Below are 14,040 nucleotides of genomic sequence, written 5' to 3'. Positions count from 1 at the left end.
TATTTTTATGCGCGATCAACTCCAATTGAAAAAGCCAATTGTCTGGACCATTGCCGGCAGTGACTCCGGCGGTGGCGCCGGCATTCAGGCGGACCTGCTGACTTTTGCCGACCTCGGCTGCCATGGTTGCAGTGCTATCACGGCCAATACAGCACAGAATACGGTGGAAGTAACTGCAATTAATGCAGTTTCCCTAGAGGTCTTGGGTTCTCAGTTACAGGCTTTACAGCGGGATCTATTTCCTGCCGCAATTAAAATCGGTCTGCTAGCGAATGCTGAACAAGTGGTTGCGGTGGCAGATTTCCTGCGCCAGCTGCAAGCGGTGCAGCCGGTTCCGGTTATTTACGACCCGGTTGCTGTTGCTACCAACGGAGCCGGGCTCACCGAAGGGAATATTACCGCAACGGTGTTGGCTCAGTTGATGCCACAGTGTGATCTGGTCACTCCCAATTTACATGAATTGGAATGGCTTACCGGAGCCAGTGTCACGGGTGCGGAATCTATTGTGCAAGCTGCGCGTCAGTTGCACGCCCACGGCGGTACCGCAATTTTGGTTACCGGCGGCCATACGCAATTGCGTGCGGGAGAAGTTTCCGACTTACTGTGGGATGGTGAAAAGGTCGATTGGTTTATTGGCCGGGAAGTGTCCAGTACAGGCACACATGGCACTGGCTGCACCCTGTCCTCCGCTATTGCCGCTTGTCGCGCTTTGGGCTACCCGTTGCGAGATGCCTGCGTTGTGGGTAAAGCCTATGTACAGCGGGGCTTGCGCTGGGGAAATAATGCACATATCGGCGCTGGTGCTGGACCTGTAGGCCACTGTGGCTGGCCCCTGGATTTAATCGACTTCCCGGAGATTTTGGTACCGGGAGAAGAGCGTGCGCTGGATTATGGCTTTGGTGCGGCCCAGCCTCTTGTTCAAGGGTTTGCCCAAACAGACTCTCATGCATTGGGTTTATATCCGGTTGTGGATACAGTGGAGTGGTTGCAGCGCCTGGCTGAGCTGGGGGTGCGTACTTTACAGCTGCGAGTAAAGAATCCGGGTGGGGACCTGCGCGCACAGATTGAGAGGGCAGTGGCTATTGGCAGGACGTATAACCTGCGCCTGTTTATCAATGATTACTGGCAGTTGGCGATTGAGTGCGGCGCCTACGGCGTGCATTTGGGCCAGGAGGATTTGCAGTCTGCTGATCTGAGGGCAATTCAAGCGGCAGGATTGAAGCTGGGTATCAGTACCCACGGCTTCTATGAATTACTGTTGGCCTACCGTTATCGCCCCAGCTACTTGGCCATTGGTGCAATTTATGCGACCAACACCAAGGATATGTCGGATCAGTTGCAGGGCGTGCAGAAACTTGCGCGAATGGCCGCGCTATTGCCCGATTATCCACTCGTGGCAATTGGTGGTATTAATATGCAAAGGGCCAGTGAGGTTATCGCTAGTGGCGTTGGCAGTATCGCCGTGGTCAGCGCTATTACTAAAGCAAAAGATTACAAGCAGACGGTTGCCGATTTTAATGTCCTGTTGAAAGGTAAGCATGCGGAAGTAGAGCCATGTTAAGTAGTAAGGAATTACAGCGTTACAGTCGCCAGATAATGTTGCCCCAAGTGGGTGAAGAGGGGCAGAAAAAACTGTCTTCTGCGCGAATTCTGATTGTTGGCTTAGGTGGGCTCGGCAGCCCGGCAGCGATGTATCTGGCCGCAGCCGGTATTGGAGAGTTGCACCTGGTGGATGGTGATCATATCGATCTCTCCAATTTACAGCGCCAGGTTTTGTACAAAACCAATCACCAGGGAAAATCCAAAGCCATGGTGGCTGCACAACAATTGGCTGCAGCCAATCCAACTATTCGCATTCACCCCCACAGCCAAATGGCGAATGAATCCTGGCTGCGTGAGCAGGTAAAACAGGTGGATCTGGTGTTGGACTGCACCGATAACCTGGAAATCCGCCATACGATCAACCGGGTTTGTTATCAGGCAGGGTGTCCGGTAGTAATGGCATCGGTGCAGGGGTTTTCCGGCCAGCTGATTAGTTTTGATTTTTCTGAAGGAAACGGCCCCTGTTATGCCTGCCTGTTTCCGCCCCAGGAGCAGGCTGAAGTCCAGAACTGCTCTACAGCAGGTGTGATCGGTCCGGCGCTGGGTGTGGTTGGTAGCATGCAGGCTCTGGAGGCCATGAAATACCTGATGGATTTGCCGGTATCAAGCTTGAATAAATTGCACTTAATCGAGACGGAAACCTTAGCTCTGCAAACTTTGCAGCTGCCGAGCCATAGCAATTGCCCGGTTTGTAGTGCCTGACTTCTTGTGTTTTCAGCCTGGGGCTTGATAAATAGTTTTATTTGGAGAGTCCCTTATTGGCCAGGGCTGTCCCATATAAATCAGTCTAAATGGTGGCTGTAATTATCTTGTCCAAGGTTTCATTATCCCAGCCAGCCTTTTTCCGAAGCCTTTTAATGCTCATGTCTTTTTTAAAGCTGGGCTTTGCCGCTTGCAACTGATTGAGTGCCGAATGCCTCAAGATCGCCATGTTTTCTGGTGCATTTCCTGATCTGAAGCGACTATCATCCTCACGAAAAACCACATCTAAAATCCAGTGTAACGAGTTTTCAACACCCCAGTGAGAGCGAATAATATGATTGAGTTCTGCTGAGCACGGCTCTAAACTACTGATATAGTAGCGCGTTTCGCAACTAGTTCGCCCATCTACAGTTCGTTTCGCCTGGACTGCGATAACACTTCTTAGACCGTGCCATTGCTCTTTACCTTCGAGCCAATCAATACTGTTAGTAGAGAGACATTTTCTGGATTCTATTCGGCCTCGGCTCACCTCTTCCACACAATCAGTATCGACATGCTTGTGGTGCTGCATATCGAACAAATTATTAAAATGCGTGGTAATTTGCTGGTGCAGTTTGTCCTGGTTGCCCTTCACAGCAATCACATAATCGCCGCCTCGTTCGATAATTTTCTGAGTGATCGTTTTCTGGCAGCCCATGGCGTCAAGCGTAATAATCGCACCATTAAGATCAAGAATCTCCAGTAACTTCGGTATGGCCGTAATCTCATTCGACTTTTCTTCTACCTTTTGCTGAGCAAGGACAAGTCGCGCCTCGGACGCAAAAGCACTCACCATATGTATAGGAGATCGTTTACTGGCCTGATCGAAGCTGCGCCTTAGCGTCTTGCCATCGATCGCAATCACGTTACCGAGTTCTTGCTGAATACCTTGGACCCACTGCAGAAAGCAGCGCTTAAATTGTTCGGGGTCTAAGCTTGAAATAACACGGCTAAAAGTGTTTTTTGAGGGTATTCCGCTATTTAGCGGGGTGAATCGTTTTAGGTAATCTATCTTAGATTCTGCGAAATCGACAAAATCTCTACAGCTTTCAGCACCACAAATAACACCGCAAAACATGATAAGTAAAATATCGGGCAGGGCGTGCAGCTTGTGCCGATCAACTCGAGGATCTTCCATGTCGTCAAAGTGATGTAAAAGGCTAACGCTATCCATTTTGTCTGAAAAACACTCTATTTATCAAAAAAGATAGCTATTCTAGGTCTATTTTGTTCGTTTTTACACCGATTTATATGGGACAGCCCTGCCTTATTGGCAATGTCTTGTCGCAAAATTTTCTTCCAATAGCCGGGTTAAAATTCACGCCATTTTTGTACCTTATAAATCTTACTTGTCTATATAAATAAGCTATTGGCTCGATAGCTTGTGAGAAGTGAATAAAGGTACCAAAATGGCCTTATAACCATTTCGGTGACAACAGTTTTTGGAAGAGGGATTTGTATTATGAAAAAAATCGATATTGGTATCAGTGAAAAGGATCGGGAAAAAATTGCTGCCGGTTTGAAACATTTGTTGGCAGATAGCTACACCCTTTACCTGCAAACCCACAACTTCCACTGGAATGTTACTGGGCCTCTGTTCCGCGAATTACACCTGATGTTTGAAGAGCATTACACCGAGCTGGCCACTGCGGTGGATGATATTGCCGAGCGCATTCGTACCCTCGGGGTTTCCGCTCCCGGTACTTACCAGGCTTTTGCTCAACTCAGCTCCATCAAAGAAGTTGTTGAGGTACCACCGGCGGAAGAAATGGTAAAAATTCTCACTAAAGGGCATGAGCAGGTGATCAAAACCTGTCGTGAAGTTTTAAAAGATGCCCAGGCAGGAGAAGATGAGTCCACAGTTGCTTTGGTATCTGATCGTATGAGAGTTCACGAGAAAACAGCTTGGATGCTGCGCGCAACCAGCAGTCACTAGTCGCTCAAATAAGTAGAGGCACTTTTATAGACCTCAACCAGTAATCGCGGATAAAAACGCGGTTGCTGGTGCCGACAAGGTGCCTCGGCTCTTTAATAATATCCCCACCTCCTGACTCACTACTGGCGCCGATAGCGGCAGGTATTCCAGCCCATATTCCCGAACCTGTGTTTCGCACAAGCTCGGTACTGCACTAATGCCTATTCCCGTACGTACTAACTGGCCGATTGTGCTTAATTGATTAGCTTCGCAGATATAGTGAACGCCTTTGCCACTTTGCCCGAAGGCCTCATCGGTCCAGCGCCTCACCGCTGAGCCGCGATTCATTGCAATAAATGGAAAGCTGGCCAAGTCACTCCAGCGCACTTTTCCTTTTTCGCTGAGGGGGTGCTGGGGTGGCATGACTGCGATAAAACGATCCCTGTGTAGGGGTACAAATTCAAGCCCGCCTAGATCCTCGGGACGAAAACTGATGCCCAGCTCCGCCCGGCCCTCCTGCACCGCTTGGGTTACTCGTTCCATCACCACATCTTCCAACAGGATATTGATTTGTGGGTGTTGGCGGTGAAAATTGGCTAATAATTGGGGGAGTTGGTTGAGCGCATAGGCGGGAATTACTGCCAAGCGCAACTGCCCACGTTCCAGGCGAAAGGCCTGCTGTACCGCATCCAGGGATTGATCCCAGTTGTACAATAGTTGTTCGGCGCGGGAGAGGAATTCCTCACCCTCTGGGGTGAGAGTGAGTTGGCGGGCTTCTCGACTGAAAAGAGGGCCGCCAGTCGCATCCTCCAGATTGCGGATGGCAATGGACAGGGCTGGCTGGGAAGTGTGCAATTGAGCACTGGCCTGGGCCAGACTGCGGCTGCGGGCCACTGTGACAAAGGCGCGTAGTTGTTTGATCGTGGCACTCACAGCGGCAGATTCCTGGGGAGTTGATAGATTTGGCTATGTTAACTTTTATTTAACAAATCTAAAAAAGATTAAAATAGTTTTAAGTGGTGGGGCAGGGCATGATTGCTCCCCTTGTGCCCGAGAGGGCGATTCGAAAACACAATAATGAGCCACAAGGTCTGTTGAAATGAAGGACAACTCCCAACCGCTCTGGCAACCCAGCGCAGAGGCTATTGCCGCCACCCAGATGGATGAATTTCGTCTCAGGGTCAACCAGCAATATCAGCTGGATCTCAATGATTACGCGGCCTTATACCAGTGGTCAGTAGATAATCGCGAAGCTTTCTGGCGGGAGTTGTGGGATTACACCGGAGTTATTGCTGCAGATAAGGGTGATGAGACACTCAGTAACGATTCCATGCCCGGTGCGCAGTGGTTTCCACAGGCACGCCTGAACTTTGCTGAGAACCTGCTGCGTTATCGCGATGACAAGGCTGCCCTGGTCGAGCGCCTGGAGAACGGTAGCCGCCGCGAGCTGAGCTACAAGGAGCTGTACGATCGGGTGGAGCGCCTGTCAGCGGCCCTCGTTGCCCAGGGCGTTGTTGAGGGGGATCGGGTAGCGGGCTTTATGCCCAATGTGATCGATACCGTAGTGGCCATGCTGGCCACCACCAGCCTCGGAGCTATCTGGACCTCCTGCTCACCAGACTTTGGTATCAATGGAGTATTTGACCGCTTTGGCCAGGTGCAGCCGAAAGTGCTATTTGCTTGTGAAGGATACTTCTATAACGGCAAGGTTATTGATTCATTGCCGCGTCTGCGCGAGATCATGCAGCGAATCGAATCCATAGAAACTTTGGTAGTGGTGCCGGTTGCTCGCTCAGAAGAGGAAACTGCTCAGGTACTAGCGGCAGAGCCGCTGGGTAAGGCGGTACTACTGCAAGCTTTTGAAGCTGCGGCGCCCGCTCGCGAACTCTCCTTTGTACAAACCGAATTTAATCACCCCCTGTACATCATGTACTCCTCAGGTACTACTGGTGTACCCAAGTGCATCGTCCACGGAGTGGGGGGCACTTTGCTCCAGCACCTGAAGGAGCATCGCTTGCATGGCGATCTGCGCCGTGAGGATACACTTTTCTACTTCACCACCTGTGGCTGGATGATGTGGAACTGGCTGGTGAGTGGCCTGGCTTGTGGGGCGACTCTGGTGCTGTTTGATGGCTCACCTTTCCACCCTTCATCCCAAAGTCTATGGGATATGACCGATGAAGAGGGAATCAGTGTGTTTGGCACCAGTGCCAAATATATTGCTGCGCTGGAGAAGAGTGGCTGCAAACCCCGGGAGACCCACAAACTGGAGAAATTGCGTGCGGTGCTCTCCACAGGCTCTCCGCTGGCCCACGAAGGCTTCCGCTATGTCTACAGAGATATAAAAGCAGATATCTGCTTATCCTCTATTTCCGGCGGCACCGATATTGTGTCTTGCTTTGCCCTTGGCAACCCAACTTTACCGGTCTATGCCGGTGAATTGCAGTGTCGCGGCTTGGGTATGGCGGTGGAAGTCTGGAATGATACAGGCAGTGCAGTGGTTGAAGTTAAAGGGGAGCTGGTTTGCTCCAAATCCTTCCCCTGTATGCCGATTGGCTTCTGGAACGATCCAGATGGAGCCAAGTACCGCGGTGCTTATTTTGAAAATTGGCCTGGTGTTTGGGCGCATGGGGACTATGCCGAGATTACGGCACACGGTGGTGTTGTGATCTATGGCCGCTCCGATGCAGTACTTAATCCCGGCGGTGTGCGTATCGGAACCGCAGAGATTTACCGCCAGGTGGAGAAAGTCGAGGAGGTGCTAGATAGTATCTGTATCGGCCAGCCCTGGCACGACGATGTACGGGTAGTGCTGTTTGTGGTTTTGCGAGAGGGTGTTGTACTGGACGAGGATCTGGCCCAGAAAATCCGCTCCACGATTCGCGCCAATACCACGCCTCGCCATGTACCGGCGAAGGTGATCCAGGTGGCGGATATTCCTAAAACTATCAGCGGTAAGATTGTGGAACTGGCTGTGCGCAATGTGGTGGAGGGTAAACCGGTTAAAAATAAGGAGGCCCTGGCCAACCCTGAAGCCTTATCGCTATTTGAAAAGCTGCCGGAGTTGGCAGAAGAGTAAGTTAGGGAGCCTCTGAACCACTCCGTGATACCTCTGGCATGCAGAGCGGTTCACAATCAAGGCGCGGCTTCGCAGGAATGTCTAGACCTTTCAAGAGGTCGCAACGCGGAGTGTGGATCGCTCTGCATGCCCCGAAGGGCGGGCCTTGAAGGCCACAGCTGCTGCGTTGCAGCTCTTGCAAAGGGCTACGGCCATTCGCGGCGAGCTGCGCCTAACATCTGCAACCTTCAAGGCCCGCAGAGGCATTACGGAGTTATTCAGAGGCTCCTTAGGAGTAAGGGAGCGTAACCCGGCGCCATTTAGTTTGCTGCGGTTCTGCGCTACCCTTCACTTTATAAACACCAATAATTTACGGTAGAAAAACAGTCATGGTTACTTATTTGTACTGGGCAGCGGTGATTGCCTTGGTTATTGCTTCTCTTTTTATCGGCAGTCGCCTGGGCAGCCTTAAGATCGGCGCAATCGTGGCTGCGGTTTTCTTTGTTGGCGGCTGGCTTGCCTACTACTTTCACTATGAGCAGGTTTTCGTGAAGCGTTTTGGCGGGGTCATGCGTATCTCTGTGCCCGATGGGTACCGCCATATCGGCGCCACCTGGAAAGAAGATAATTTGTGGATCGAGAATTATAACCCCAAGACTAATCAGTGTATTTTCACGGAGTATTCCAAAGGAAATATTCTGGAAGGGCGGGTGATTATCCAGGATTGTAATCCCTTAATGCCCAGCCAAGGCACTCAGCCATAGAAGTCCCAAAAACCGAATCGGCTTATTGGCTGCTCAATAAGTCGATTTAATTATCCCAGCTGTTGTCATCAGCTGGATATTCCAGCCTACGGAGGGAACGGATACCCGGATTTTTTGCGGAGTAGCCGCTACTGACACTGGATAAAGATCTTGCGAATTCTCTTTGTCTCCCTACTTGTTGCCCTTCTAGCGCTGCCAATGCAGCTGGTAGCAGCAATCCCATTTTTTGATCGCTTGCCGGGTTTTACCCTGCTGGTGCAGGGCGATCCCCAGCTGCAGGAAAAATTGACCTCCGAACTCAACGAGTTGCGCAAGAACAGTAGTGCGTTGGAAAACTACGAAGATCCGGCAGATATTGCGCACTATGAGCGGGGTAACCTGGAAAAATTACTGCGTGCGCAGGGATATTATGATGCCACTGTGTATGAGTCTGTTTCTGGCAACCAAATTTTCTATAGTGTCACTCCCGGCCCCCAGTACCATATCAAGAGCCTGGATATTGATATGCCGGCCGGTTTGCGGGCAGGCTTTAGCGGCCTACCTATCCATGTTGGAGATCCCCTGATTGCCAGCAAGGTACTTGAGGGCGTAGAAAAAATTACCAAGTACCTCAATGAAAATGCCTGTCTGTTGAATGTGGATGTCAGCTACCAGGCAACGGTGATTCACCGGGAAGCTGCTGCGAGACTGGAGTATCGGGTGGCCCCCAGCCCCGAAGTCCATGTTGGCCAAGTCCGAATTGAAGGAGTCACCTCTATCGAAGAGGACTACCTGTTGGATAAGGTCAAGATTAAATCCGGAGATTGCTTCAGCCGCAGTAAACTGGATGCTGCGCAGTTGCGTCTGCTGCGCACCAACTTAATTGCCAATGTAAATACTGAAGTTTCTGAACCCTACGATGGGTTGGTGGATGTTACTTTTGTTATTCAGGAGCGCAATCACCGCACCATAACCTTGGGGGTGGGGTACACCTCTGATGAGGGAGCCGGTATTTCAGCAGCCTGGGAACATCGCAATGTTTTCCATCGTGGGGAAAAAATTGAAGTCGAAAGTAAGCTCAACGAGGTAAAGCAAACCCTGGAAGGCAAGCTTACTATTCCCCGTTTCTTCCATGACAAGCAACGCTTGACCGCCAGTATTGCTTTGGAAGGTGAGGATGTTGATTCCTACCGTTCAGAGTCCCTGACATTCAGTGCACTGGTATCGAGAAAAATCAGTAAGCATCGCACGCTGAGTGGTGGCGCCGAGCTGAAATTCAGTGAAGTGGACGAGAAGGTGGAAGGAGCAGTTGAAGCAGACGATCCCGATGAAAACTACACACTGTTAGCTTTCCCCCTGGGCTTTAAATTAAACACGACAGATAAACCCCTGGATGCCCGCCGTGGCGCTACTTCTGCGCTGGAAGTAAAACCCTATATCGATCTTAGAAATACCAATACCACCTTTGTTAAAAATACCCTACAGCTCACAGCGTATAAAACAGCCGATGACTGGCGTTATAAGCCCACCTTGGCAATAAGGTTGAAAGCCGGAGCAATTACAGGGGAGTCGAATCTTGAGCTGCCTGCGGATGAGCGCTTTTATGCCGGTGGCGGTGGCTCCGTGCGGGGTTATGGTTACCAGGAGTTGGGTCCGCGACTTATTGAGATTAATGATGAGGGTGAGGAAACCCTCTCCGATGCTATCGGTGGTCGGGGACTCAGCGAGATTTCTTTTGAAGGCCGTTTTCGTTTTACGGATACCTGGGGCGGTGTAATTTTTCTCGATGGCGGCAATGCCTATGAGGACGCAGCGCCAAAGTTTTCTGACCTGTTCTGGGGAACGGGTTTTGGCGTGCGCTATATCACCTCCTTTGCCCCCATCCGCATGGACATCGCCTTTCCTCTCGATCGCCGTGAGGGCATCGATGATCGCTATCAGGTGTATGTGAGCTTGGGGCAGGCATTCTGATGCGCTGGTTGGGCCTGTTTGCGCTGGGCGTTGCCCACTGGGTGGGTGCTTTCCTGCGTGGGCTCTGGCGCTCTCTGGGTGCTGGGGGTTCCCTGGTAACAGGCATTTGTCTGTTCCTCCTGATGTCCGCTATCTACTTCCTCAGCACGGAACCGGGGCGCGTCGGCCTTACTCGTGGGGCTTTTTACGCTGCCGAGCAATTGGTGGACGACCTCGAAATTGAGGCAGAAGGAATTCGCAGTGAAAAATTAGGATTTTGGTTTTTCGAGCGACTGAGAATTGACTATCGAGCTAATACGCTTGCCGAAGCCCAGGACCTGGAGGTCAACCTCAACAGCTTGTCCCGAGATCCCATCGATATCGAGCGAGTGGGGGCCAAAGATTTACTGCTCAACCTGAATATCCTCAATGAACTTCTCTCTGCGCTGGCAGATTCTGGCGAAGAAGAGGTTGAAGTTGTCAGTGAGGAGCAGCCATCGACTACTTGGGAGTTGCTAGTTCCCGGGTTTCGCTTGGCGCAGCTGGATATAGCTCGCCTGCAATTGGTGGACAGCCGGTTGAAGGGGATTCCCCCTGTTGCTATTCAGGCTAACGCCCAATACCGCTGGCAGGATAAGCCGGCGCAGCTATTTATCGAAGTGAGTGAGCTGAATGGTTCCGAGTTTAATCTCACTGTAAATGGCCGGATGCAGGGCGAGCGCTTTGTAATCAATTTCTCTACCAGTGAGGTGGGCCAGGGGTTTGTCAGCCGACAGCTGCATCTGCCGGAAAATCAGGTATTGGATGCTCGCGGCGAATTATCCCTACGCAAACAGGGCGAAAAACTGCTGCTGGATATTAATTCAATCGCAGCTCCTCTAGCAGAACATCAGCTGGATCTGACAGGGAGTATCGAAGCCGATATTAATCCCTGGCGCTTGTCTTCAACGGGGATTTGGCTGCGAGTCGATGAGCGGCGCAGTACGATTAAAGGCAGTATCAGCACGGACGGTGTCAATGCGACAGTTAATCTCAATCAAATCCCGCTAACACTTTCCCGCCCTTGGCAGGATATCCTGGACAGTGGTTGGCTCAGCGCAGATTTTTCAGTGCAGGGCTCCCTGCAACAGCCGAATATTAATGGCAGCTTACAAGTGGAAAGCAGCTATCGGCAGCAGCCCCTGCAATTGGAAGGCCGGGTCGATACTCAAGCAGGTGTGATTGACTTGCAAGCCTTGTCTTTGCACTTTGCCGGTGCACGGATCGAAGTGCTCGGTAGTGTAGATACGAATTTGAAAGCACTGGATTTGGTGGGAGAGATTGATGAGTTGGGTGTTGAAGAAATTCGCCGGCTTGTAGCTTCGCTACCCCAGGCTGATAGGGTAGTTATTCCCACTGCTTTATCCGGCACCTTGCACCAGTTGCGTGTGGAGGCAATCGGCTCATGGAAAAACCCAAACCTCAATTTGTCTCTGAGTGCAGTAAGTGCTTACCACGACTTACAGGGTGAGTTGTCGGCGGCGATAAATGGAAACCTGCACGCGCTGACCATTGATGAATTGGTGTTTACCGGTGAGAAGCTAAATCTGGAAGTAATCGGTCAGCTTGATATTGAACAGAAGCAGCTGGATTTACACGGGCAGATCGACGGCAAAAATATCAGTTTGCGCGATGACCTTGGAGTTACCGAGGCAGAGGGGGTAAACCTAGGGGGATCTTCCGAAGTAACGGTCCAGGGGGAGTGGAGTAATCCCCAGGTGAGTATTTTACTGGATTCCAGTGGCGTCGCGCAGGATTACCCCTTTAACTTAAAAGGGGAAGCCAGTGGCGATATGGACCTGATAGAGGTCAGTGACCTGCGATTGGAGTTATTTACCAACGGTAATGGCAACCAGTTTGGTTCATCCTCGAGCAGAGGCCCTCAGTCCCCCGTGATTGCCTCAGGTTTTGATAAAGGGGAGCCGGAGCCCCCACAGAGCCAGAGCCGTCTGACAGCTCTCGCTGAAGATGCCCAGCAGTTGGGTCGGGTGGGGGTGGCATTGTTGCAGGCCGATGGCTCCATCGAACCTAGGCAAGACCGATTACAAATTGATATGGGCGCGCGCAATCTACCGCTGTTCCTAGTAGATCTCGTCGGTCTCTCTCTCCCTAAGTCCCTTGAAGGGGAGTTGAGCTTGGATGGTAGGATTGATGGGGCTATTTCAAACCCGCAGATTAAAGCCAACCTGATCGCCCAGGGAGAATTTCATCTGGAGCCCTGGCATTTACAGGGTACTTTGGACTATGCAGACAGGAGTCTGGTAACTGATGGTATCGAGCTGCTCTGGGCGGGTCGCAACCAATTATCGATACTGGGTAGCTTGAATGCAGAGCGACTGGATTTAGAGTTGCGCGGCCAGGGTGATCTATCGGATTTGGCGAATAGTTTTTCCAGCGGTAGGGCGGGTAATGGTGATGTCAGCCTTTATGCCAGTATTGGTGGAAGTCCCAAGCAGCCTGAATTCCAAGGGGAGTTGCGCGCTACAGGAGAAGCCCTGGGGCGAGGGCAGCGCGGAATTCAGGTTCAACCGCTTTCGATAGTGTTGGATTGGCAGACAGAGAATGGAGAGCTGGATGCATCCCTGATTGCCCAACACGGCGGTAGCAACGCAGTAAATAGCCAAGTAAGTGTCTTGATTGCGCCGATCTTCGAACAATTATTTGCTGAGAATAATCAAACTGGTGGCCTGCGAAATGTGCCCTTCCAATTGCAGGGGCGCGGTACGGCCGATTTGTCAGTGATTGCGGAATATATTGATCCCCGTGTCCACCGTATGCGCGGCTTGCTCAGTTTCAATGTTGACGGTACCGGAAATTGGCAGCGTCCTCTATTAACCGGTGATATCGAATTGAGTAATGGTCGTTATGAGCACCGACCGAGCCATACTCGCATTGCGGATATTAACTTCTACGCGCAGCTGTCTCCTGAGGAGTGGCGGATTGTACGAGGAAGCGCTACCGATGGTGATGGTGGGCGGATAAACCTGGGAGGGGCGGTCTTTTTACCTCCGGATAGCTCGCCCAGTTTTGATATCGTATTAAGCCTCAGTCGGGCCCACTTGCTGAACTCACCGGGAGTACGCGGTGCAATATCCGGTGATGCCCGTTTGTCGGGCTCAACCCAGGATGCAGAAATTACCGGGCGATTCACTTTGAAGCCGCTGGCCGTACAGATTGAGCAATGGATTGGCAGCAGTGTTCCGGAAATCCAGGTGGTGGAAGTTCAGGTCGATGGCCCACAGGTGCAGCGATCTTCTCCCCTGTTTAGCAAAATTGGATTGGATGTAGAGATTGTTTTGGACCAACAATCCTATGTGCGCGGACTTGGCTTAAATTCTCAATTGCGCGGCGTGGTGGATATTCGAGGCACCGCAGATAAGCCAAAAGCCTCCGGCGAATTAACAATTGTTCGCGGCAGCTTTGATTTATTCGGTAAGAAATTTGATCTGGAAGATGGAGAAATTCGCTTCGAGAATAATGAGGTCGCTATCCTGGTTGAAGGTGTCTATGAATATAGCGATGGAGAAATAACCGCGCAGATATCAGGCACTGCTGCGGACTTGGATATTACATTTACCTCTGACCCCTCGGCCTCTCAGGATGAAATTTTGGCGCAGTTGCTTTTTGGGAAGTCATTATCAGATATTTCACCTTTACAAGCTGTTCGTTTGGTTAGTGTCGTACGCAGTTTGCAGTCGGGTCGAGCGGTATTGGACCCTATCGCCAAGACACGCGAGCTGTTGCACCTGGATACACTCAATATTGAGCAGGAGGAGGGAGATGAAGGTGATGAGTACGCATTGAGCTTGGGCAAATATATTACCAATCGAATTTATGTGGAATTACAGAGAAGTACCGATCCTCTCAGTCCATGGCAGGCGGAGATGCAAATAGAACTTAGGGATAACCTCAACCTGGAGTTTAAAAGTGCCGATGACGGTGACAGCGGTTCCGGTAGTGTAGAGTTACAGTGGAAAAAAGATTATTAGGGT

9 protein-coding genes are annotated in these 14,040 nt (G+C 51.1%); 7 read left to right on the top strand and 2 right to left on the bottom strand.

The window, feature by feature from the left end; translation table 11 throughout:
- The first annotated feature begins 7 nt into the window (after positions 1–7).
- A complete protein-coding gene (gene thiE / locus ACJJIQ_RS13640) occupies positions 8–1,561 on the top strand; it encodes a thiamine phosphate synthase (RefSeq protein ID WP_445362183.1) in 1,554 nt (517 codons plus the stop codon).
- Positions 1,555–2,304 carry a HesA/MoeB/ThiF family protein gene (locus ACJJIQ_RS13635; protein WP_444893139.1) on the top strand — a complete coding sequence of 250 codons (750 nt, stop codon included), beginning with the start codon at positions 1,555–1,557 and terminating at the stop codon, positions 2,302–2,304. Before thiE ends, ACJJIQ_RS13635 begins: the two co-directional genes overlap by 7 nt.
- A gap of 85 nt (positions 2,305–2,389) precedes the next feature.
- Here the strand turns inward: ACJJIQ_RS13635 and ACJJIQ_RS13630 are convergent, their stop codons facing one another.
- Positions 2,390–3,517 (bottom strand): ISAs1 family transposase, encoded by a 1,128-nt coding sequence (locus tag ACJJIQ_RS13630; protein WP_445362101.1) that lies wholly within the window; start codon positions 3,515–3,517, stop codon positions 2,390–2,392.
- Positions 3,518–3,805: 288 nt separating this feature from the next.
- Between ACJJIQ_RS13630 and ACJJIQ_RS13625 the strand changes: the two genes are divergently transcribed.
- The gene (locus tag ACJJIQ_RS13625; RefSeq protein ID WP_108734073.1) at positions 3,806–4,279 is read left to right on the top strand and encodes a Dps family protein; all 474 of its coding nucleotides are present in this window, start codon (positions 3,806–3,808) and stop codon (positions 4,277–4,279) included.
- A gap of 33 nt (positions 4,280–4,312) precedes the next feature.
- On the opposite strand, the gene ACJJIQ_RS13620 is transcribed toward ACJJIQ_RS13625, so the two are convergent.
- Positions 4,313–5,191 carry a LysR family transcriptional regulator gene (locus ACJJIQ_RS13620; protein WP_445362182.1) on the bottom strand — a complete coding sequence of 293 codons (879 nt, stop codon included), beginning with the start codon at positions 5,189–5,191 and terminating at the stop codon, positions 4,313–4,315.
- 166 nt (positions 5,192–5,357) lie between these two features.
- Between ACJJIQ_RS13620 and ACJJIQ_RS13615 the strand changes: the two genes are divergently transcribed.
- The 4 genes from ACJJIQ_RS13615 (at position 5,358) to ACJJIQ_RS13600 (ending at position 14,037) form a co-directional block, all read left to right on the top strand.
- Complete coding sequence (locus tag ACJJIQ_RS13615) at positions 5,358–7,337, top strand: acetoacetate--CoA ligase (protein ID WP_445362181.1); 1,980 nt, start codon at positions 5,358–5,360, stop codon at positions 7,335–7,337.
- Between the two features lie 368 nt (positions 7,338–7,705).
- Positions 7,706–8,080, top strand: coding sequence for a hypothetical protein (locus tag ACJJIQ_RS13610; protein ID WP_108734070.1), 375 nt, complete (start codon positions 7,706–7,708; stop codon positions 8,078–8,080).
- Positions 8,081–8,230: 150 nt separating this feature from the next.
- A complete protein-coding gene (locus ACJJIQ_RS13605; protein WP_445361331.1) occupies positions 8,231–10,030 on the top strand; it encodes an autotransporter assembly complex protein TamA in 1,800 nt (599 codons plus the stop codon).
- The gene (locus tag ACJJIQ_RS13600; RefSeq protein ID WP_445362180.1) at positions 10,030–14,037 is read left to right on the top strand and encodes a translocation/assembly module TamB domain-containing protein; all 4,008 of its coding nucleotides are present in this window, start codon (positions 10,030–10,032) and stop codon (positions 14,035–14,037) included. Before ACJJIQ_RS13605 ends, ACJJIQ_RS13600 begins: the two co-directional genes overlap by 1 nt.
- Positions 14,038–14,040: the final 3 nt, after the last annotated feature.

The organism is Microbulbifer maximicatervae (SeqCode) (genome assembly GCF_052468295.1).
Note: the sequence above shows the minus strand (reverse complement) of the source record. Positions and strands in the feature narration are given on the sequence as shown.